The organism is Enterobacter sp. WI-ESBL-E8 (genome assembly GCF_053364895.1).
In genome coordinates, this window is the sequence record NZ_JBRWXJ010000001.1 from 2,815,073 (window position 1) to 2,835,014 (window position 19,942).

15 protein-coding genes and 2 tRNA genes are annotated in these 19,942 nt (G+C 53.9%); 7 read left to right on the top strand and 10 right to left on the bottom strand.

The annotated features are described in order from the left end of the window. Positions 1 to 281 precede the first annotated feature (281 nt). Complete coding sequence (adhE, locus tag ACWHWP_RS13445) at positions 282 to 2,960, top strand: bifunctional acetaldehyde-CoA/alcohol dehydrogenase (RefSeq protein ID WP_047348241.1); 2,679 nt, start codon at positions 282 to 284, stop codon at positions 2,958 to 2,960. A gap of 77 nt (positions 2,961 to 3,037) precedes the next feature. Here the strand turns inward: adhE and tdk are convergent, their stop codons facing one another. Beyond that, complete coding sequence (gene tdk / locus ACWHWP_RS13450; RefSeq protein WP_059311608.1) at positions 3,038 to 3,652, bottom strand: thymidine kinase; 615 nt, start codon at positions 3,650 to 3,652, stop codon at positions 3,038 to 3,040. A 549-nt stretch (positions 3,653 to 4,201) separates the two neighbouring features. Between tdk and hns the strand changes: the two genes are divergently transcribed. After that, positions 4,202 to 4,615 (top strand): histone-like nucleoid-structuring protein H-NS, encoded by a 414-nt coding sequence (gene hns, locus ACWHWP_RS13455; protein ID WP_008502781.1) that lies wholly within the window; start codon positions 4,202 to 4,204, stop codon positions 4,613 to 4,615. Between the two features lie 201 nt (positions 4,616 to 4,816). Here hns and galU read toward each other — a convergent pair whose 3' ends face one another. From galU to rssA, 3 genes are all read right to left on the bottom strand, one after another. Further along, positions 4,817 to 5,725 (bottom strand): UTP--glucose-1-phosphate uridylyltransferase GalU, encoded by a 909-nt coding sequence (galU, locus tag ACWHWP_RS13460; RefSeq protein WP_047348239.1) that lies wholly within the window; start codon positions 5,723 to 5,725, stop codon positions 4,817 to 4,819. A gap of 200 nt (positions 5,726 to 5,925) precedes the next feature. After that, positions 5,926 to 6,939, bottom strand: coding sequence for a two-component system response regulator RssB (gene rssB, locus ACWHWP_RS13465; RefSeq protein WP_047348238.1), 1,014 nt, complete (start codon positions 6,937 to 6,939; stop codon positions 5,926 to 5,928). A 90-nt stretch (positions 6,940 to 7,029) separates the two neighbouring features. Beyond that, complete coding sequence (gene rssA / locus ACWHWP_RS13470; protein ID WP_047348237.1) at positions 7,030 to 7,932, bottom strand: patatin-like phospholipase RssA; 903 nt, start codon at positions 7,930 to 7,932, stop codon at positions 7,030 to 7,032. 115 nt (positions 7,933 to 8,047) lie between these two features. On the opposite strand from rssA, the gene ACWHWP_RS13475 reads away from it, so the two are divergent. From ACWHWP_RS13475 to ACWHWP_RS13490, 4 genes are all read left to right on the top strand, one after another. After that, on the top strand, positions 8,048 to 8,506 hold the full coding sequence (locus ACWHWP_RS13475; protein WP_059311610.1) for a YchJ family protein: 459 nt from the start codon (positions 8,048 to 8,050) through the stop codon (positions 8,504 to 8,506). 46 nt (positions 8,507 to 8,552) lie between these two features. Next, positions 8,553 to 9,395: a formyltetrahydrofolate deformylase gene (purU, locus tag ACWHWP_RS13480; RefSeq protein ID WP_059311611.1), complete on the top strand. Its 843-nt coding sequence runs from the start codon at positions 8,553 to 8,555 to the stop codon at positions 9,393 to 9,395. A 156-nt stretch (positions 9,396 to 9,551) separates the two neighbouring features. Beyond that, positions 9,552 to 9,636 (top strand) — tRNA-Tyr (locus tag ACWHWP_RS13485). A 35-nt stretch (positions 9,637 to 9,671) separates the two neighbouring features. After that, positions 9,672 to 9,756: transfer RNA gene (locus tag ACWHWP_RS13490), tRNA-Tyr, on the top strand. Between the two features lie 84 nt (positions 9,757 to 9,840). On the opposite strand, the gene ACWHWP_RS13495 is transcribed toward ACWHWP_RS13490, so the two are convergent. Continuing rightward, entirely contained in the window at positions 9,841 to 10,284 is a 444-nt protein-coding gene (locus ACWHWP_RS13495; RefSeq protein ID WP_063429616.1) for an Lrp/AsnC family transcriptional regulator, read from the bottom strand. 107 nt (positions 10,285 to 10,391) lie between these two features. Here ACWHWP_RS13495 and ACWHWP_RS13500 point away from each other — a divergent pair, with 107 nt between their 5' ends. After that, complete coding sequence (locus ACWHWP_RS13500) at positions 10,392 to 11,288, top strand: DMT family transporter (protein ID WP_447856680.1); 897 nt, start codon at positions 10,392 to 10,394, stop codon at positions 11,286 to 11,288. Here the strand turns inward: ACWHWP_RS13500 and narI are convergent. From narI to ACWHWP_RS13525, 5 genes are all read right to left on the bottom strand, one after another. Continuing rightward, positions 11,285 to 11,962: a respiratory nitrate reductase subunit gamma gene (gene narI / locus ACWHWP_RS13505; RefSeq protein ID WP_047348232.1), complete on the bottom strand. Its 678-nt coding sequence runs from the start codon at positions 11,960 to 11,962 to the stop codon at positions 11,285 to 11,287. The two genes, ACWHWP_RS13500 and narI, sit on opposite strands and share 4 nt — an antisense overlap. Further along, complete coding sequence (narJ, locus tag ACWHWP_RS13510) at positions 11,962 to 12,672, bottom strand: nitrate reductase molybdenum cofactor assembly chaperone (RefSeq protein WP_063429613.1); 711 nt, start codon at positions 12,670 to 12,672, stop codon at positions 11,962 to 11,964. Before narJ ends, narI begins: the two co-directional genes overlap by 1 nt. Next, positions 12,669 to 14,204, bottom strand: a complete 1,536-nt coding sequence (narH, locus tag ACWHWP_RS13515; protein ID WP_447855801.1) for a nitrate reductase subunit beta — start codon at positions 14,202 to 14,204, stop codon at positions 12,669 to 12,671. The genes narJ and narH overlap by 4 nt, the downstream gene beginning before the upstream one ends. Continuing rightward, positions 14,201 to 17,944 (bottom strand): nitrate reductase subunit alpha, encoded by a 3,744-nt coding sequence (locus ACWHWP_RS13520; RefSeq protein WP_447855802.1) that lies wholly within the window; start codon positions 17,942 to 17,944, stop codon positions 14,201 to 14,203. The genes narH and ACWHWP_RS13520 overlap by 4 nt, the downstream gene beginning before the upstream one ends. Before the next feature lie 379 nt (positions 17,945 to 18,323). Then, the gene (locus tag ACWHWP_RS13525) at positions 18,324 to 19,721 is read right to left on the bottom strand and encodes a NarK family nitrate/nitrite MFS transporter (protein WP_047348229.1); all 1,398 of its coding nucleotides are present in this window, start codon (positions 19,719 to 19,721) and stop codon (positions 18,324 to 18,326) included. Positions 19,722 to 19,942: the final 221 nt, after the last annotated feature.

Here is a 19,942-nt window from a genome sequence, read left to right on the forward strand (position 1 = left end):
ACAAAATAACCCTGCTGAAAGGTATCAGCTTGGTGAAAAATTGACGCAGATCATGATTTCGGTACTCAGAAGTGAGTAATCTTGGTTACGCCCCCAGGGAGATCGCCTGACAAAAATGGATGATGCTAAGGTAAGGCTCTTTTAGTAAATTAGTGTGCTTAAGCAGAAAGTAACTCTTTGTTTTACTTTGTGTTACGCAAGTGGTATCGGCTCTGACTATACTGAGTGACGTATCGAGCGCTGGTTTACTAAAAGAGTTTAAACATTATCAGGAGAGCATTATGGCTGTTACTAATATCGCTGAACTGAACGCCCTCGTTGAGCGCGTTAAAAAAGCCCAGCGTGAATATGCCAATTTCACCCAAGAACAGGTTGATAAAATCTTCCGCGCGGCCGCACTGGCTGCTGCAGATGCTCGAATCCCTCTCGCTAAAATGGCCGTTGCCGAATCCGGCATGGGTATCGTTGAAGATAAAGTGATCAAAAACCACTTTGCTTCAGAGTATATCTACAACGCCTATAAAGATGAGAAAACCTGTGGCGTGCTGTCTGAAGACGACACCTTCGGTACTATCACCATCGCTGAACCTATCGGCATTATCTGCGGTATTGTTCCGACAACTAACCCAACCTCTACTGCTATCTTCAAATCGCTGATTAGCCTGAAGACCCGTAACGCAATCATCTTCTCTCCACACCCACGTGCGAAAGACGCGACCAACAAAGCTGCGGATATCGTCCTGCAGGCCGCTATCGCTGCCGGCGCACCAAAAGACCTGATTGGCTGGATCGACCAACCTTCTGTAGAGCTGTCCAACGCGCTGATGCATCACCCGGACATTAACCTGATCCTGGCGACCGGTGGTCCTGGCATGGTTAAGGCAGCATACAGCTCCGGTAAACCTGCTATCGGTGTGGGTGCAGGTAACACACCTGTTGTGATCGACGAAACTGCTGACATCAAACGCGCTGTTGCTTCCGTACTGATGTCTAAAACCTTCGATAACGGCGTTATCTGTGCATCCGAACAGTCTGTTGTTGTCGTAGACTCCGTTTACGACGCCGTTCGTGAACGTTTCGCCAGCCACGGCGGCTACCTGCTGCAGGGCAAAGAGCTGAAAGCGGTTCAGGACATCATCCTGAAAAATGGCGCGCTGAACGCCGCTATCGTAGGTCAGCCAGCATACAAAATTGCAGAACTTGCAGGCTTTACCGTTCCGGCAACAACCAAAATCCTGATCGGTGAAGTGAAAGTTGTCGACGAAAGCGAGCCGTTTGCACACGAAAAACTGTCTCCTACGCTGGCAATGTACCGTGCGAAAGATTTCGAAGACGCGGTAGAAAAAGCCGAGAAACTGGTTGCCATGGGCGGTATCGGTCACACGTCTTGCCTGTACACCGACCAGGATAACCAGCCAGAACGCGTCGCTCACTTCGGTCAGATGATGAAAACTGCGCGTATCCTGATCAACACCCCTGCTTCCCAGGGTGGTATCGGTGACCTTTACAACTTCAAACTCGCACCTTCCCTGACTCTGGGTTGTGGTTCCTGGGGTGGTAACTCCATCTCTGAAAACGTTGGTCCAAAACACCTGATCAACAAGAAAACCGTTGCTAAGCGAGCTGAAAACATGTTGTGGCACAAACTTCCGAAATCTATCTACTTCCGCCGTGGCTCTCTGCCAATCGCGCTGGATGAAGTGATTACTGATGGCCACAAACGTGCGCTCATCGTGACTGACCGTTTCCTGTTCAACAACGGCTACGCTGACCAGATCACCTCTGTGCTGAAAGCGGCTGGCGTTGAAACTGAAGTGTTCTTTGAAGTTGAAGCTGACCCTACCCTGAGCGTTGTGCGTAAAGGTGCTGAGCTGGCTAACTCCTTCAAGCCTGATGTGATTATCGCCCTGGGTGGTGGTTCCCCAATGGATGCCGCGAAAATCATGTGGGTTATGTACGAACATCCGGAAACCCACTTCGAAGAGCTGGCGCTGCGCTTTATGGACATCCGTAAACGTATCTACAAGTTCCCGAAAATGGGCGTGAAAGCGAAGATGATCGCGGTAACGACCACTTCCGGTACCGGTTCAGAAGTTACACCGTTTGCGGTTGTAACGGATGATGCAACGGGTCAGAAATATCCACTGGCTGACTATGCACTGACGCCAGATATGGCTATCGTTGATGCGAACCTGGTCATGGAGATGCCTAAGTCACTATGTGCCTTCGGTGGTCTGGATGCCGTGACTCACGCCCTGGAAGCATATGTTTCTGTCCTGGCGTCTGAGTTCTCTGACGGTCAGGCTCTGCAGGCGCTTAAGCTGCTGAAAGAAAACCTGCCAGCATCTTACAACGAAGGTTCTAAAAACCCGGTTGCTCGTGAACGCGTTCACAGTGCAGCAACTATCGCCGGTATCGCGTTTGCTAACGCCTTCCTGGGTGTTTGCCACTCAATGGCGCACAAGCTGGGCTCACAGTTCCACATTCCTCACGGTCTGGCGAACGCCCTGTTGATCAGTAACGTTATCCGTTATAACGCGAACGACAACCCAACCAAGCAGACTGCTTTCAGCCAGTACGACCGTCCGCAAGCACGTCGTCGTTATGCTGAGATCGCTGACCATCTTGGTCTGAGCGCACCGGGCGACCGTACTGCTGCGAAGATTGAGAAACTGCTGGCATGGCTGGAAAGCCTCAAAGCCGAGCTGGGTATTCCTAAATCTATCCGCGAAGCAGGCGTTCAGGAAGCTGACTTCCTCGCTCACGTAGATAAGCTGTCTGAAGATGCGTTCGATGACCAGTGTACTGGTGCTAACCCGCGCTACCCGCTGATCTCCGAGCTGAAACAGATTCTGCTGGATACCTTCTACGGCCGTGAGTTCAAAGAAAACGACGTTGCCGCTGTGAAAACAGAAGCTCCAGTTATTAAAGCTGACAAGAAAGCGAAGAAAAGCGCTTAACTGACAGTCTAATAATAAAAACCCGCCTGTATGGCGGGTTTTTTTATGTCTGAATAATCCGAATAATAAAGCTGACGTTACTTTCTGTTGTCGTGCTGAATCGCCGTCAGCGAGCCAACAGACAACGCTTCTTTATAATGCTTACGACAGACCGAAACATAGCGTTCATTCCCGCCTATCACCACCTGCTCGCCATCTGCATAAGGTTTTCCGGCCTGGTCGAGACGAAGCACCATACTGGCTTTGCGGCCGCAAAAACAGATCGTTTTCAGTTCAACAAGCTTATCTGACCAGGCGAGCAAATACTGACTGCCGGCAAAGAGCTCACCGCGAAAATCCGTGCGCAGCCCGTAACAAAGAACGGGGATATCGAGTTCATCGACCACTTCTGACAGCGCATGCACCTGTTCACGCGTCAGGAACTGGCTCTCATCCACCAGCACACAGTGTATGGGCTGAGCGGCATGCGCTGTACGAATGTCCTCATACAGGTCAGTTTTCGGGTTAAACAGCCTGGCCGGCGACGAGAGGCCTATTCTGGAACTCACCTTCCCTGCACCAAAGCGATCATCTATCTCAGCCGTATAAACAACGGTACGCATCCCTCGTTCCTGGTAATTGTACGAGGACTGCAGCAATGCGGTGGATTTCCCGGCATTCATTGCCGAATAGTAGAAATAAAGTTGTGCCATTGGCCGTAAAACCCTAATCAATGTGTAATATTCCCAATGATTGATTGTACCATATTTTGTCGGGTCATCAGCGATACAGCGCACACACGATGCGGTTCGCAGCTGAAATCCGGGCCTTCTGTTTTCAAAAATAATCCGTTAAAACAGGAAGTAAACTCATTTTGCCAGGCCAATATGTTATAAGTTCCACCAAACATAACACTTCTTTTTATAGTGGAATCACCGTTCATTAAAATTCACTATTTATTAACTATTTCTGTCTTAACATCACTGATGGGAACTAATACGAAAGGCTGATATTTCTCCACCGCAACTATAATTCCTGCGGTAAATGTCACAAAAAAAAGATGCAAGCGACCGGGTTAAGCAGGTTTACGTGATAACAAGCGAGACTGTCGGGTGATGAAATTTAAGTTAGCGTAATTAATAATAGCGGCATTATTTAGTATTTTTTGAATTCCTTACATTCCTGGCTATTGCACAACTGAATTTATGGCTCTATTATTAGGTCAACAAACCACCCCCCATTATAAGTTTGAGATTACTACAATGAGCGAAGCACTTAAAATTCTGAACAACATCCGTACTCTTCGTGCGCAGGCAAGAGAATGCACCCTCGAAACGCTTGAAGAAATGCTGGAAAAATTAGAAGTTGTAGTTAATGAACGTCGCGAAGAAGAAAGCGCTGCTGCTGCTGAAATCGAAGAGCGTACTCGTAAACTGCAGCAATATCGTGAAATGCTGATTGCTGATGGTATCGATCCAAATGAATTGCTGAACAGCATGGCTGCAGCTAAAACTGGTACTAAAGCTAAGCGTGCTGCCCGTCCTGCTAAATATAGCTACGTTGACGAGAACGGCGAAACTAAAACCTGGACTGGCCAGGGTCGTACTCCTGCTGTTATCAAGAAAGCCATGGATGAGCAAGGTAAACAGCTGGATGACTTCCTGATCAAGGATTAATCAAGCCGCATTCAGAAAAATCCCGCATAATGCGGGATTTTTTTTAACCAAAATTTATCGCAAACATCCCCTTACACTCTGTCATAAAGCGTTATTCAGCTATTTCAGGGCGCTTACTTTCAGGCAGGCTTCCGGTGTGTTATGGGCATAAAAAAACCGGTGGGCAACGCCTCACCGGTTTCTAACATCTGCTGTCGTGGCTTATTTCTTAATACCTGCGCTCTCTTTGAGCCAGGCTTTAAATTCTTCGCCAAGGGTATTGTGGCGAATGCCATATTCAACAAATGCCTGCATATAACCGAGCTTATTACCGCAGTCATGGCTCTTACCTTTCATATGGTAAGCCTCAACGGTCTCTTTCTCGATCAGCATATCGATGGCATCAGTCAGTTGGATCTCGTCACCTGCTCCTGGAGGCGTTTTCGCCAGCAGAGGCCAGATTTCAGCGCTCAGGACATAGCGACCTACTACGGCCAGGTTTGAAGGCGCTACGTCGGCTTTAGGCTTCTCTACCACGCCAATCATCGGGACACTTTCACCCGGGTTAAGGTTAACGCCTTTGCAGTCAACCACACCGTAAGCCGTCACGTCTTCTACAGGCTCAACCATGATCTGGCTGCTGCCTGTTTCGTCAAAACGTTTGATCATCTCAGCCAGATTATCCTGAGAAAGATCGGATTCGTATTCGTCCAGAATAACGTCAGGCAGAATTACCGCCACAGGCTCATCACCCACAACAGGATGTGCACAAAGCACAGCGTGGCCCAGACCTTTAGCCAGCCCCTGACGAACCTGCATAATGGTGACGTGCGGAGGGCAAATAGACTGAACTTCTTCTAACAGCTGACGCTTAACGCGTTTTTCCAGCATGGCTTCAAGTTCAAAGCTTGTATCGAAATGGTTTTCGATAGAGTTTTTTGATGAATGTGTAACCAGCACAATTTCCGTGATGCCGGCAGCGATACATTCATTAACGACATACTGGATTAATGGCTTATCAACCAGAGGCAGCATTTCTTTCGGAATCGCCTTAGTTGCTGGTAACATCCTGGTCCCCAATCCCGCTACCGGGATGACGGCCTTTCTGACTTTCGAATTTAGGGCAGCCATTCAAATTCTCCTGAGCTGTTCAAGTTTTGAACTTTTATGCAATAAATAACGCGTTAAGTATATCAGCCTCGCCCCACAGTCCGGGTCTGAAAAGAACGCGTTGCCGATCAATTAGGATAAATACGCATGAATCTGGGCAGCGATAGTAGCACTCCCCGTAAAACACAGGTAAAGCAATCTTAAAATTACGATCCATTTGCTTATTCCGTGGACAACATTAAGCGCAGTCGTCCCCCGGCACCCCAAATTTGGCACTGCCAGGAGGAACAGCGATGGCTAATTTGATTAAGATACGCCGTCCCCAATGTTCCAAGCGGCACACCGTTACTTACCTCAATATGATGTTCACCGGTATTCAGGGAAGCGTTGAGGCCGGCAGAAACGAGGATAAGATTCTTTAAACCGCTGTGGTAATAACCGACAAGCAGCGGGAACTGTCCGGGTAAATTCGCCTGACGAAAAAGCTGGTTTACCTGTTTGAGCAAACTGCCTAACTCTGGCAGCCGTTGCCCCTGATGCGATAACTGTTCCTGCAATAAACCATTAAATAGCGCACGAAGGAGTAACGCCGCTAATACACCATTATCCCCCGCGCGGGTGACATCGAGGGAATAAAATGCAAGATCGGAATCAGAGAGGGGTGCAATATCCAGCACCAGTCCAGGTTGGTCTGCGGCCACCAGCTGGCGATAATTTATTCGGCAATGCGAAATGGTTTGCTGAACGGGCGGCTGAAGCTCTTGCAAAAGTTTCGCCGCGGCAGGCGGATCGCTTACCAGAGCATCCCAGTCCTGGAAAAGGCGCTCTTCTTCCTCTACCCGGGAATTAAACATATTCGGATACAGGCACGCTAACACCGTTTCCCGCAACCGGTTCAGATCTTTGACCGGTTTAAGCAGAATATCCTGCACCCCGAGACGTAACGCTTTAGCGATATCAGCCATATTCTCTGTAGCAGATATCACCAGAATCGGCGTCTGGTTGCCTTCGTTACGCAGATGTTCAACCAGCTTCAGCCCGTTCATACGCGGCATCGCAATGTCGCATATCATCAAATCGGGCGTAATGCTGATCATTTTTTCCAGCGCGTCGATGCCATCTTCAGCCAGTGAAGTGATTGCCCCCAGTGAGGATAACCACGAATCCAGTAGCGATCGGAAAACGGGCTCGTCTTCTACAATCAAAATGTGTTTTCCGGCCAATGGCTGCGTCATGTTTCCTCCCCTGGCTGACAGTAACTAAATAGTGGCATGCGATCGGCACTATCGCCTGTCAGATTTTGCTGAAGTAATCAAAAAAAGTGCTTAGCGTGCTGTTCGCACAAAAGGCAACAATTCGTCCATTTTCTTTTCGACGGCTAGCGAGCCCGCTGCGATGGCGGCCTCAGCCCGATGGAAATCAAGGGTAGAGATTTGCGGACAGTACGGTTGAATAAGAATATCTGGCGGATCGCCTGCCATACGATTGCGCTTGAGGCGATTCTCAAGGACCTGGATTGACGTGGTCATGATTTCTATCGCCGTCGGGGCAGCAACCGAGCGTCGCGCGGCCATACGCCCGATTCTTCCGCGCAGGCGCTCATGCCAGGCCAGTTTCTCCCCCTCTGCGTCTTCGCTCTGGAGGTTGACCGGCATGAGGTCCTGTTGCATCAGGTGAGCGTCGTGCTGCAGGTCCACGGCAATGACGATGTCAGCCCCCATTGCACGCGTGAGCGAGATGGGCACCGGGTTCACGACGCCACCATCAACCAGCCAGTAACCGTTGTGTGGGACAGGCGCCATTAACCCCGGCATACTGCAGGAGGCACGCACGGCAAGATGGATATCCCCTTCGGTTAGCCAAAGTTCGCGCCCCGTGCTGAGGTTCGTCGCAACGGCGCCGAAAGGCATGTGACAATCCGTGAAGTCTTCAAGAGGCATAACCTGGCGGAACTGGTTAAAGACGCGCTCGCCGCGCAACAGCCCGCCGCGCTGCCATGAGAGGTCCATCAGACGAAGCACGTCCCAGTAACTGAAGGAGCGCACCCAGGTTTCGAGGTCCGGCAGCTTCCCGCACGCGTAAGCGGAGCCGACAAGCGATCCTATTGAACACCCTGCAACGATATCGACGTCAACACCCATCTGATTTAAAGCATTAATCACGCCGATGTGTGACCATCCCCGGGCTGCACCTGAGCCCAGCGCCAGTCCAATTTTAACCTTTCTCATTAGCCCTGTTTTACGTCCCCTGGATTCCTGACATAGCGTCAACGCAACGCCTCAGTTAACATAGTGCTACCCGAAGCGTTTTACGCCCTTATTTTTTTGTTCCAGGAAGAGAATCGTGTCTCAACTCTGCCCTTGTGGTAGCGCTCTGGAGTATAGCCTATGTTGCCAGCGATATCTTTCTGGCGATCAGGTTGCACCAGACCCGTCACACCTCATGCGTTCACGGTACACTGCTTTTGTGATCAAAGACGCAGACTACCTGATCAAAACCTGGCACCCGTCCTGCCACATGGCCGAATTCAGACGGGACATCGAAGCCGGGTTCGCGAACACGCAGTGGCTTGGCCTTACCGTCTATGAATCCTCAACCGGGAGTCATGCAGATGAAGGCTATGTTAGCTTTGTTGCCCGCTTTAGCGAGAATAATAAGCCCGGAGCCATTATTGAACGTTCCCGGTTCTTAAGGGAAAGCGGGCAATGGTATTATATTGACGGAACGCGCCCACAGTTTGGTCGTAACGATCCCTGCCCTTGTGGTTCAGGTAAAAAATTTAAAAAGTGTTGCGGGCAGTAACGCCTGACAACCCAGACTTCGCAAATACAAACAGGATTTCCCGGCGATGCAATCATTACAACGTAAAGTTCTGCGCACCATCTGTCCCGATCAAAAAGGACTGATCGCACGAATTACCAACATTTGCTACAAACATGAACTGAATATCGTGCAGAACAACGAGTTCGTTGACCACCGTACCGGTCGTTTCTTCATGCGTACCGAACTGGAAGGTATTTTCAACGACAACACCCTGCTTGCCGATCTGGACAGCGCGCTGCCGGAAGGTTCCGTGCGCGAACTGACTCCCGCCGGCCGACGCCGCGTCGTGATTCTGGTGACCAAAGAAGCACACTGTCTTGGCGACCTGCTGATGAAAGCAAACTACGGTGGTCTGGACGTCGAAATTGCTGCCGTTATCGGCAACCACGAGACGCTGCGCACGCTGGTCGAGCGTTTTGATATTCCGTTCGAGCTGGTCAGCCACGAAGGCCATACCCGTGAGGAACACGACGATCTGATGGCGCAGGCTATTGAAGCGCATAACCCGGACTACGTTGTTCTGGCGAAATATATGCGCGTGCTGACGCCATCCTTCGTTGCCCGCTTCCCGAACAAGATCATCAACATTCACCACTCGTTCCTGCCGGCCTTTATTGGTGCTCGCCCATACCATCAGGCATACGAGCGCGGCGTGAAGATCATCGGTGCTACCGCGCACTACGTGAATGACAACCTGGACGAAGGCCCTATCATCATGCAGGACGTCATTCATGTTGATCACACCTACACCGCTGAAGATATGATGCGCGCCGGACGTGACGTCGAGAAGAACGTACTCAGCCGCGCGCTCTATCAGGTGCTGGCGCAGCGGGTATTCGTTTACGGCAACAGAACCATTATTCTTTAATCCCAGAGAAATGAATTGATTAGCTTTGCACCTTTACGGATAAAAAGCAGGCAAACAGCTTCATTTCGCTAAAGGAATGCTTTACAGGGGCGTCTCATTTGATATGATGCGCCCCGCTTCCAGCAGGAAGCAGGCCAGTAAATAGCATTACCCCGTGGTGGGGTTCCCGAGCGGCCAAAGGGAGCAGACTGTAAATCTGCCGTCATCGACTTCGAAGGTTCGAATCCTTCCCCCACCACCATCTCTCAGCATTACCTCAAAATCTGAATTACCCCTGGTGGGGTTCCCGAGCGGCCAAAGGGAGCAGACTGTAAATCTGCCGTCATCGACTTCGAAGGTTCGAATCCTTCCCCCACCACCATCACTTTTAAAAATCATAACAAAATCGAACCGAGTCCACCTTCGTAGGCCGGGTAAGGCGCAGCCGTCACCCGGCAACAGACTGCTACATCGGCGGCAAGCGTCGCGTCACGGGTGAACTCTTCACAATCGACGTATTGCACTGGGCATGTTCCGCCAGTCCGTCCAGCAGCACATCCAGTTGCTCAATTGACCGCACCACCAGCCGGATAACAAAACAATCTTCACCGGTCACCTTGTCGCTCTCAATACACTCCGGCATCGCCTGAATATACTTATCAACCTTATGCAACAGCCCCGGCAGCGGCCGTACGCGCACCAGCGCCTGAAGGGTGTACCCTAACGCCGCCAGATTCACCCGTGCGCCATACCCCTGAATCACGCCGCGCTCTTCCAGCCTTTTCAGGCGCTCTGCCGTGCTGGGTGACGTCAGACCGATACGCCCGCTGAGCACCTTCAGGGACATGCGCGCATCCTCGACCAGACAGGCCAAAATTTGTCGGTCGATATCATCAAGAAGGTATTCCATCGTTTTCACCTAATTTTAAAAAGCCATTTACGTATTCAACCTTATATCACCCCTGTAAAACCCGTCAGCAATTTTCGACAATAGCGTCATTAATCAGGAGGTGGATGATGCGTGATTTCCATAAAGGCGTCTGGCAGATGAGCCTGGCGATGTTAATTTCCGGCTCTATTGGCGCATTTGTATTACTTTCCGGTCTGCCAGTGACGGAAGTGGTGTTCTGGCGCTGCCTTATCGGGGCAATGGCGCTTTTTATTTTTATCCGGATAAGCCCAAAGCCTTTTAGCCCCCTCACCCGAGCAACGCTGCTGCTGGCTATTCTTGGCGGTGTGGCATTAGTGGTGAACTGGCTGCTGCTCTTCGCTGCCTATGAACGGATCTCGATTGGTCTGTCGACCGTGGTATATAACACCCAGCCGTTTATGCTGGTACTGATGGGGATGTTTTTAGGCGAGCGCGTCAGCCTGGTAAAATGGGGCTGGCTGTTCCTCGCCTTTGGCGGCGTGGTTATTTTGCTCTCCAGCGAGCTAACCGGAGCACACGGCGCTGACTGGCTCGCCGGAATCGGTCTGGCAATGGCCGCAGCCTTCTTCTATGCGGTGACGGCCATCATCGCCCGCAAACTCAAGTCAATTGCGCCACAGCATATTGCCTTTATTCAGGTGCTGACCGGCGTAGTGATGCTTCTGCCGTTTGCCCGCATGCCCTCATTTTCCGGCGATTTTCCCTGGCCAATATTGCTGACGCTGGGCATCGTCCATACCGGCATTATGTATCAGCTGCTCTATAGCGCCATTCAAAAGCTGCCTACGCCTATTACCGGCTCGCTGTCGTTTATCTATCCGGTGGTGGCGATTATTGTCGATAATCTGGTATTCGGACACTCGCTGAACCTGACGCAGCTGGCGGGCGGTGCGCTGATCCTGTTTGCAGCAGCGGGCAACAACCTGGGCTGGGGCGAAAAAAAACCCCGCGAGTGCGGGGTTGGTATCAAAACGGCAAATTAGCGACGGGCGCGTACAATCTGGTACTTGCGCGTCAGGTACTCCACCGGCGCGCTCCAGATATGCACCAGACGAGAGAACGGGAACAGCACGAACAGCGTCATCCCCAGCACCAGGTGAACGCGGAAGATAAACGCCACGCCGTCCAGGTGTGAAGATGCTCCGCCGTGGAAGGTCACCACGGACTGTGCCCAGCCGACCAGCTTCATCATTTCGCTGCCGTCCATATGCTGCGCCGAGAACGGAATGGTCAGCAGGCCCAGCGCGCACTGCACCATCAGCAGGGAGAGGATCAGGATGTCCGCTCCGGTTGTGGTTGCACGCACCCGCGGGCTGAACAGACGACGTTTCAGCAGCAGTAGCCCCCCGACCAGGGTCATCACGCCGCAGGCGCCACCGGCGATCATCGCCATCTTCTGCTTCACCTCAATCGGCAGCCACGCTTCGTACATCCAGTGCGGCGTCAGCATCCCGAGGAAGTGGCCGGCAAAAATCCCCAGAATACCGATGTGGAACAGGTTAGAGCCCACGTGCATCCCTTTACGATCCAGCATCTGGCTGGAGGCAGCGCGCCAGGTATACTGGCCGTAGTCATAACGCAGCCAGCTTCCCACCAGGAACACGGTGCCCGCGATATACGGGTAGATGTCAAAGAAGAACATATTCAGGAAGTGCATTATTGCTGTCCTCCGTTAGAGATATTCAAATATTGCGGGGCAACGGCTCCGGCAAAACGACGCTGGTGAGCAGAGATTTCAGACTCGCCGCAGCTCTGGTCAGCAAAGAATTTCACCTGCTCTTCTTCCCAGACGGCATCCAGCGCTTGCGGAGTATCGTCGCGGGCCTCATCGGCGATCTTCTCCGCGACTTTTTCGCTGTCGACCGACGCGTTGGCCAGCTTCACCAGCAGATCGAACAATACCGCGTAGCGGCTCTCGCGCTGCTGAAGACGCGCGCCGAGCAGCGCCAGAATCGGCGCGATGTCCTGCAGACCACCCAGCGCCTCCTCTTTCGGCAGCTGCGCCAGATATTCCAGATAGAGCGGCAGATGGTCCGGCAGCTCGCGGCTGTCAAGCTGCAGGCCGTGCTGCTCGTACTGCGCCATCAGGTCAACCATCGCCTGACCGCGGTCACGGGACTCGCCGTGAACGTGTTCAAACAGCAGCAATGAGGTTGCACGACCGCGGTCAAACAGCTGGCTGTAGTCCGCCTGCGCATCGAGAAGATCGCGCGCTAACAGGTCGCGGAGGAAAACGCCAAGCCGCTGGGCATCCTCTTTATCCAGGTTTTCAGATGCCGCAAGTGCATCAAAGAGCTCCTGCTGATGCTGCGCAAGCGCAGCATCCGGGTACTCGAGCAGACGCGAAACAATGACGAGTTCAATCATGAGTGCGGCTCCGTTTTACTGGTCACATCCATGGCGTCGATGCGGCGGCTGTTGAACAGGTTGAATTTGCTGTCTGACCCGTGGCAGCCGTCGCCAAAGGTAAAGCCACAGCCGTTTTTCTCCGGGAAGGCTTCGCGGGCCAGCTCACGGTGGCTGCTCGGCACCACGAAGCGGTCTTCGTAGTTAGCAATCGCCAGGTAACGGTACATCTCCTGCGCCTGCGCTTCGGTCAGACCGACCTCTTCCAGCGCGCGGGTATCGGTCACGCCGTCCACGGTTTCGGCACGCTTGAAGTGGCGCATCGCCAGCATACGCTTCAGCGCCAGCAGTACCGGCTGGGTATCGCCTGCGGTCAGCAGGTTTGCCAGGTACTGAACCGGGATACGCAGGCTTTCCACGTCCGGCAGAATGCCGTTGCTGCCCAGCTCGCCCGCATCCGCGGCTGACTGAATCGGTGACAGAGGCGGCACGTACCAAACCATCGGCAGCGTGCGGTATTCCGGGTGCAGCGGCAGGGCCAGCTTCCAGTCCATCGCCATTTTGTACACCGGAGACTGCTGCGCGGCGTCAATGACGCTCTGCGGAATGCCGTCCTTCAGCGCCTGCTCAATCACTTTCGGATCGTTCGGATCGAGGAACACGTCCAGCTGACGCTGATACAGATCTTTCTCGTGCTCGGTGCTCGCGGCATTTTCAATCGCGTCCGCGTCGTACAGCAGCACGCCGAGGTAGCGGATACGGCCTACGCAGCTCTCGGAGCAGACGGTCGGCATACCGGCTTCAATGCGCGGGTAGCAGAAGATGCACTTCTCAGACTTGCCGCTCTTCCAGTTGAAGTAGATTTTTTTGTACGGGCAGCCGGTGATGCACATACGCCAGCCGCGGCACTTGTCCTGGTCAATCAGGACGATGCCGTCTTCTTCACGCTTGTAGATGGCGCCGCTCGGGCAGGTCGCCACACACGCCGGGTTGAGGCAGTGCTCGCACAGGCGCGGCAGATACATCATGAAGGTGTTTTCGAACTGGCCGTACATCGCCTTCTGCATGTTCTTGAAGTTCTGGTCTTTGGCGCGTTTTTCGAACTCGCCCCCCAGAATCTCTTCCCAGTTTGGACCGCTGGTAATTTTGTCCATGCGCTGACCGGTGATCAGCGAGCGCGGACGGGCGATCGGCTGGTGTTTGCTTTCCGGCGCGTTGTGCAGGTTCTGGTAGTCGTAGTCAAACGGCTCGTAGTAATCGTCGATGCCCGGCAGATGCGGGTTAGCGAAGATTTTACCCAGCAGCATCGCACGGTTACCCATGCGCGGCTGCAGCTTGCCGTTGATTTTACGGATCCAGCCGCCCTTCCACTTCTCCTGGTTTTCCCAGTCGGTCGGGAAGCCGGTGCCCGGCTTGCTCTCCACGTTGTTGAACCAGGCGTACTCCATACCTTCACGGCTGGTCCAGACGTTTTTACAGGTGACCGAGCAGGTATGACAGCCGATGCATTTATCCAGATTCAGCACCATGCCGACTTGTGAACGAATTTTCATTTTACGCTCTCCTGTACCTGGTCATTACCTTCGCCGTCTAACCAGTTAATATTCTTCATCTTACGTACCACCACGAACTCATCGCGGTTCGATCCTACGGTGCCGTAGTAGTTAAAGCCGTAGGCCAGCTGCGCATAGCCACCGATCATATGGGTCGGCTTCGGCGTAATACGGGTCACGGAGTTGTGGATCCCGCCGCGCTGCTCGGTGATCTCTGAACCCGGCAGGTTAACGATACGTTCCTGCGCGTGGTACATCATGGTCATCCCGGCCGGTACGCGCTGGCTCACCACCGCACGCGCCGTCAGGGCACCGTTGCTGTTGAACACTTCGATCCAGTCGTTATCTTCAATACCCAGATCTTTGGCATCCGTTTCGCTCATCCAGACAATCGGACCACCGCGCGACAGGGTCAGCATCAGCAGGTTGTCGCTGTAGGTGGAGTGAATACCCCACTTCTGGTGCGGCGTCAGGAAGTTGAGCGCCTTCTCAGGGTTACCGTTCGATTTCGCCCCCATCACGGCTTTCACGGAGCGGGTGTCGATTGGCGGACGGTACACCAGCAGGCTTTCACCGAAGTCGCGCATCCACTGGTGATCCTGATACAGCGACTGACGACCGGACAGGGTGCGCCATGGGATCAGCTCGTGAACGTTGGTGTAGCCAGCGTTATAAGAGACATGTTCATCTTCGAGGCCAGACCAGGTCGGGCTGGAGATAATCTTGCGCGGCTGCGCCTGAATATCGCGGAAGCGGATTTTCTCTTCCTCTTTATTCTTCGCCAGGTGCGTATGGTCGCGGCCGGTAAACTCGCTCAGCGCCGCCCAGGCTTTCACCGCGACGTGGCCGTTGGTTTCCGGCGCCAGGGTCAGGATCATCTCTGCCGCATCAATCGCCGTGTTCAGCATTGGCTGGCCTTTCGCCGGGCCTTCCGCTTTGGTGTAGTTGAGCTTGCGCAGCAGATCCATTTCGCTCTGGGTGTTCCAGGCAATCCCCTTCCCGCCGTTACCGATTTTCTCCATCAGCGGGCCGATAGAGGTAAAGCGTTCGTACGTTGCCGGGTAATCACGTTCAACCGGAATAATGTGCGGCGCGGTCACGCCCGGAATCAGGTCACATTCGCCTTTTTTCCAGTCCTTCACGTCCAGCGGCTGCGCCAGTTCGGCAGCGGAGTCGTGTTGGATTGGCAGCGTCACCACGTCGGTCTCTTTGCCGAGGTGTCCCACGCAGACTTCAGAGAATTTCTTCGCGATGTCCTTGTAGATATCCCAGTCGCTTTTCGACTCCCACGCCGGGTCAACGGCCGCAGACAGCGGATGAATAAACGGATGCATATCCGAGGTATTCATGTCGTCTTTTTCGTACCAGGTCGCGGTTGGCAGCACAATGTCGGAGTACAGGCAGGTGCTGGACAGACGGAAGTCGAGCGTCACCACCAGATCCAGCTTGCCGTCGAGGCCGTTGTCTTTCCACTCCACCTCTTCCGGCTTCACGCCGCCCTGCTTGCCGAGATCTTTACCCTGGATACCGTTTTCGGTACCGAGCAGGTATTTCAGCATGTACTCGTGGCCTTTACCGGACGAGCCCAGCAGGTTGGAGCGCCAGATAAACAGGTTACGCGGATGGTTTTTACCGTTTTCCGGCTGTTCAGCCGCGAAACGGATTGAGCCGTCCTTGAGGGATTTAACGGTGTAATCCACCGGCGACATGCCCGCCTTCTTCGCCTCTTCCGCGACGCGCAGCGGGTTGGTACCCAGCTGAGGCGCAGACGGCAGCCAGCCCATGCGCTCTGCGCGCACGTTGAAGTCAATCAGGTGGCCGCTGTAGCGGGATTTATCCGCCATCGGCGACAGCAGCTCCTGCGCGGTGACCGTTTCATAGCGCCACTGGCTGGAGTGGTTATAGAAGTAGGAGGTGCTGTTCATGTGGCGCGCAGGGCGCTGCCAGTCGAGGGCGAACGCCAGCGGCTGCCAGCCGGTCTGCGGACGCAGTTTTTCCTGGCCTACGTAGTGCGCCCAGCCGCCGCCGCTCTGACCAACGCAGCCGCAGAAGATCAGCATGTTGATCAGACCACGGTAGTTCATATCGAGGTGATACCAGTGGTTCAGACCCGCACCGACGATGATCATCGAACGGCCGTGGGTCTTATCGGCGTTTTCTGCAAATTCACGTGCAATGCGGGTAATATGCCCGCGAGGAACGCCGGTGATCTGTTCTGCCCAGGCCGGAGTATAGGCCTTCACATCGTCATAGCTGGTTGCGCAGTTTTCATCGCCCAGACCGCGTTCCAGGCCATAGTTCGCCATGGTCAGATCGTAGACGGTGGTAACCAGCGCGGTCGACCCGTCGGCCAGCTGCAGGCGTTTGACCGGCAGCTTATGCATCAGAACGTTCTGCAGCTCAACCTTGTTGAAGTGCTCGGAACCTTCGCCGCCGAAGTACGGGAAGCCCACCTCGGCGATTTCGTCCTGGCTACCCAGCATGCTCAGGCGCAGTTCAGTCTCTTCGCCGGTCGTGCCGTTACGCTGCTCAAGGTTCCACTTGCCCTTCTCGCCCCAGCGGAAGCCGATAGAGCCGTTTGGCGCCACCAGCTCGCCGTTGTTGTTATACGCGACGGTTTTCCACTCAGGATTATTTTCCTGACCCAGGGCATCCACCAGATCGGCAGCGCGCAGCGTGCGGCCAGCGGCATAGTAACCGTCACGCTCTTCGAGCATGACCAGCATCGGCATGTCGGTGTAGCGGCGGACGTAGTCGGTGAAGTACTGGCTTGGCTTATCAAGGTGGAACTCACGCAGCATGACGTGGCCCATCGCCATCGCCATCGCGGCATCGGTCCCCTGTTTCGGTGCCAGCCACAGATCGCACAGCTTGGCGATTTCGGCGTAGTCCGGGGTGACCGCCACGGTTTTGGTGCCTTTGTAACGCACTTCGGTAAAGAAGTGCGCGTCCGGCGTACGGGTCTGAGGCACGTTAGAGCCCCAGGCGATGATGTAGCTGGAGTTGTACCAGTCGGCGGATTCCGGCACGTCGGTCTGCTCGCCCCAGGTCTGCGGAGACGCCGGCGGCAGGTCGCAGTACCAGTCGTAGAAGCTCAGGCAGGTACCGCCGATAAGCGACAGGTAGCGCGCGCCGGAGGCGTAAGAGACCATTGACATCGCCGGGATGGGCGAGAAGCCCGCCACGCGGTCAGGACCGTAGGTTTTGACGGTGTAGACGTTGGAAGCGGCAATCAGCTCGTTCACCTCTTTCCAGGAAGAACGCACAAAGCCACCGCGGCCGCGAGCTTGCTTGAAGCTTTTCGCTTTGTCCGCGTCTTCGATAATAGACGCCCAGGCATCAACCGGATCGCTGTGCTGCACCTTCGCTTCACGCCACATTTTCATCAGGCGCTTGCGCATCAGAGGGTATTTGAGACGGTTAGCGCTGTAGAGATACCAGGAGTAGCTGGCGCCACGCGGGCAGCCGCGCGGTTCGTGGTTTGGCATATCCGGGCGGGTGCGGGGATAGTCGGTCTGCTGCATTTCCCAGGTCACCAGACCGTTTTTAACGAAAATCTTCCAGCTACATGAGCCAGTGCAGTTCACGCCGTGGGTTGAACGGACGACTTTGTCATGCTGCCAGCGCTGGCGGTAACCGTCTTCCCAGTCCCGGTTGGTATCCAGAACCTGGCCGTGCCCATCGGCAAAAGTTTCACCCTTCTGTTTGAAGTAGCGAAACCGGTCCAAAAATTTGCTCATCGGGTATCTCCTGTGTGGAGCCTGTGGCTCTCTAAATCGACATTGCTGATTTGCAGCGAAGGTAACGCCCTGAAAGAGAGGGAGAATTGATAACGATCAAGACGATGAGGGACTTTCTGGCGAGGGGTTATACCACATACCACCAAAGCGGTATCATTATAAATTTCGTATCAATATGAAATATATCGTTATTTTTATTTTATCGTACAAAAGGCAGGGTGAAATTTAACATCTTAGGTATTAAGGGGTAGAGCGCCCCGTAAAGCGATGGCCATCACGGTGTTACCCGCAGGCTTTCGCTGCAGGCCTGTCAGTATGTTGTAACTATTGTTATCCCAAAAAAACGCGGCCCGAAGGCCGCGTAAACGGATAATCATACTTACTTATTTTTCTTGTTATTCCGGCCATATACCAGCCACGTGATCACGACGCAAGCGATATAGAAGACGAGGAAAACTTTCATTGCACCCGCCGGAGAGCCGGTCAGGTCCAGAGAGATACCGAACGCTTTCGGGATAAAGAAGCCGCCAATCGCGCCGATGGCAGAGATAAAGCCCAGCGCCGCAGCCGTATCGGTCGCCGCTTCACGCATTGCCTGCTCTTCGCTTCCACCCTGCGCCTTCACGCGGTCCATGGTCAGCTTGCGGAAGATCACGGAGATCATCTGGAAGGTAGACGCACTTCCCAGCCCGGCCGTCAGGAACAGCACCATAAACACGCCGAAGAAGGCGATGAAGTTACCGCCCTGTCCGTCGACGGGCAGCGTCAGGAACAGCAGCGCACAGAAGACCGCCATCAGAACGAAGTTAACCAGCGTCACGCGGGTACCGCCCAGGCGGTCAGACACCATACCGCCCAGCGAACGCGCCAGGGCGCCAATAAACGGTCCGAAGAAGGCAAACTGCAGGATCTGAACTTCCGGGAACTGGGTTTTCGACAGCATCGCAAAGCCCGCAGAGAAGCCGATAAACGAACCGAAGGTTGCCAGATACAGCAGCGCCATCACCCACAGGTGTCCACGCTTCAGCACCGGCAGCTGTTCGCTCAGCGACGCCTTCGACGCGGACAGGTCATTCATAAAGAACCAGGAAGCGAGGGTAAAGATCACGAGGAACGGCACCCAAATCCACGCTGCGTTTTGCAGGTACAGGTACGAACCATTCGCCTGCTCAACGCCACCGCCGCCAAAGGCCGCAAAAATGGAGACCGAGATCGCCAGCGGGGCAATGAGCTGCATTACGCTGACGCCCATATTCCCCAGACCGCCGTTAATGCCCAGCGCGCCGCCCTGCTTCGCTTTCGGGAAGAAGAAGCTGATGTTCGCCATGCTGGAGGCGAAGTTTGCGCCCGCAAAACCGCACAGCAGGGAGATAATCACGAACACGCTGAACGGTGTAGAGGTATCCTGCACCGCGAAGCCGAGCCACACGCACGGGACGATCATGATGCCCGTACTGAACGCCGTCCAGCGACGGCCGCCAAAGACCGGCACCATAAACGCGTAAGGTACACGCAGCAGCGCGCCAGACAGCGACGGTAGCGCGGTCAGCATAAACAGCTGGTCGGTCGTAAACGTAAACCCAACTTTTGGCAGGTTAACTGCCACCGCACTAAACAACATCCATACGCAAAACGCTAATAACAAACACGGAACGGAAATCCAAAGATTCCGGCTTGCTACACGATGGCCGCGCTGTTGCCAGAACGCCGGATCCTCTGGACGCCAGTCTGTAATAACGGCACCATTTTCCCTTTCGGGAGCGGATGAGTGACTCATAGACACCTCTGATTCTCGAATGATGCTGCAAACATTAGGGTTTTAGGGCGGCGGTAAGTTGATATAAATCAAAGGAAAAGTGGGAGGATTTGCGGCGCAAAAAAAGGTGTTATCCTTAGTGAGTAGGTTAATTCGCTAAAAAAGACGTGGTTTTTCACGGTACTGACGGCTCCTTGCTACCCCCACCACCTTCCCCCTACTCCATTGGCAATTTAGGGGTA

Excerpts from the sequence above, each read along its gene's own strand:
- adhE (WP_047348241.1), top strand. The coding sequence starts at position 282 with ATGGCTGTTACTAATATCGCTGAACTGAACGCCCTCGTTGAGCGCGTT.
- tdk (WP_059311608.1), bottom strand. The coding sequence starts at position 3,652 with ATGGCACAACTTTATTTCTACTATTCGGCAATGAATGCCGGGAAATCC.
- hns (WP_008502781.1), top strand. The coding sequence starts at position 4,202 with ATGAGCGAAGCACTTAAAATTCTGAACAACATCCGTACTCTTCGTGCG.
- galU (WP_047348239.1), bottom strand. The coding sequence starts at position 5,725 with ATGGCTGCCCTAAATTCGAAAGTCAGAAAGGCCGTCATCCCGGTAGCG.
- rssB (WP_047348238.1), bottom strand. The coding sequence starts at position 6,939 with ATGACGCAGCCATTGGCCGGAAAACACATTTTGATTGTAGAAGACGAG.
- rssA (WP_047348237.1), bottom strand. The coding sequence starts at position 7,932 with ATGAGAAAGGTTAAAATTGGACTGGCGCTGGGCTCAGGTGCAGCCCGG.
- purU (WP_059311611.1), top strand. The coding sequence starts at position 8,553 with ATGCAATCATTACAACGTAAAGTTCTGCGCACCATCTGTCCCGATCAA.
- ACWHWP_RS13495 (WP_063429616.1), bottom strand. The coding sequence starts at position 10,284 with ATGGAATACCTTCTTGATGATATCGACCGACAAATTTTGGCCTGTCTG.
- ACWHWP_RS13500 (WP_447856680.1), top strand. The coding sequence starts at position 10,392 with ATGCGTGATTTCCATAAAGGCGTCTGGCAGATGAGCCTGGCGATGTTA.
- narI (WP_047348232.1), bottom strand. The coding sequence starts at position 11,962 with ATGCACTTCCTGAATATGTTCTTCTTTGACATCTACCCGTATATCGCG.
- narJ (WP_063429613.1), bottom strand. The coding sequence starts at position 12,672 with ATGATTGAACTCGTCATTGTTTCGCGTCTGCTCGAGTACCCGGATGCT.
- narH (WP_447855801.1), bottom strand. The coding sequence starts at position 14,204 with ATGAAAATTCGTTCACAAGTCGGCATGGTGCTGAATCTGGATAAATGC.
- ACWHWP_RS13520 (WP_447855802.1), bottom strand. The coding sequence starts at position 17,944 with ATGAGCAAATTTTTGGACCGGTTTCGCTACTTCAAACAGAAGGGTGAA.
- ACWHWP_RS13525 (WP_047348229.1), bottom strand. The coding sequence starts at position 19,721 with ATGAGTCACTCATCCGCTCCCGAAAGGGAAAATGGTGCCGTTATTACA.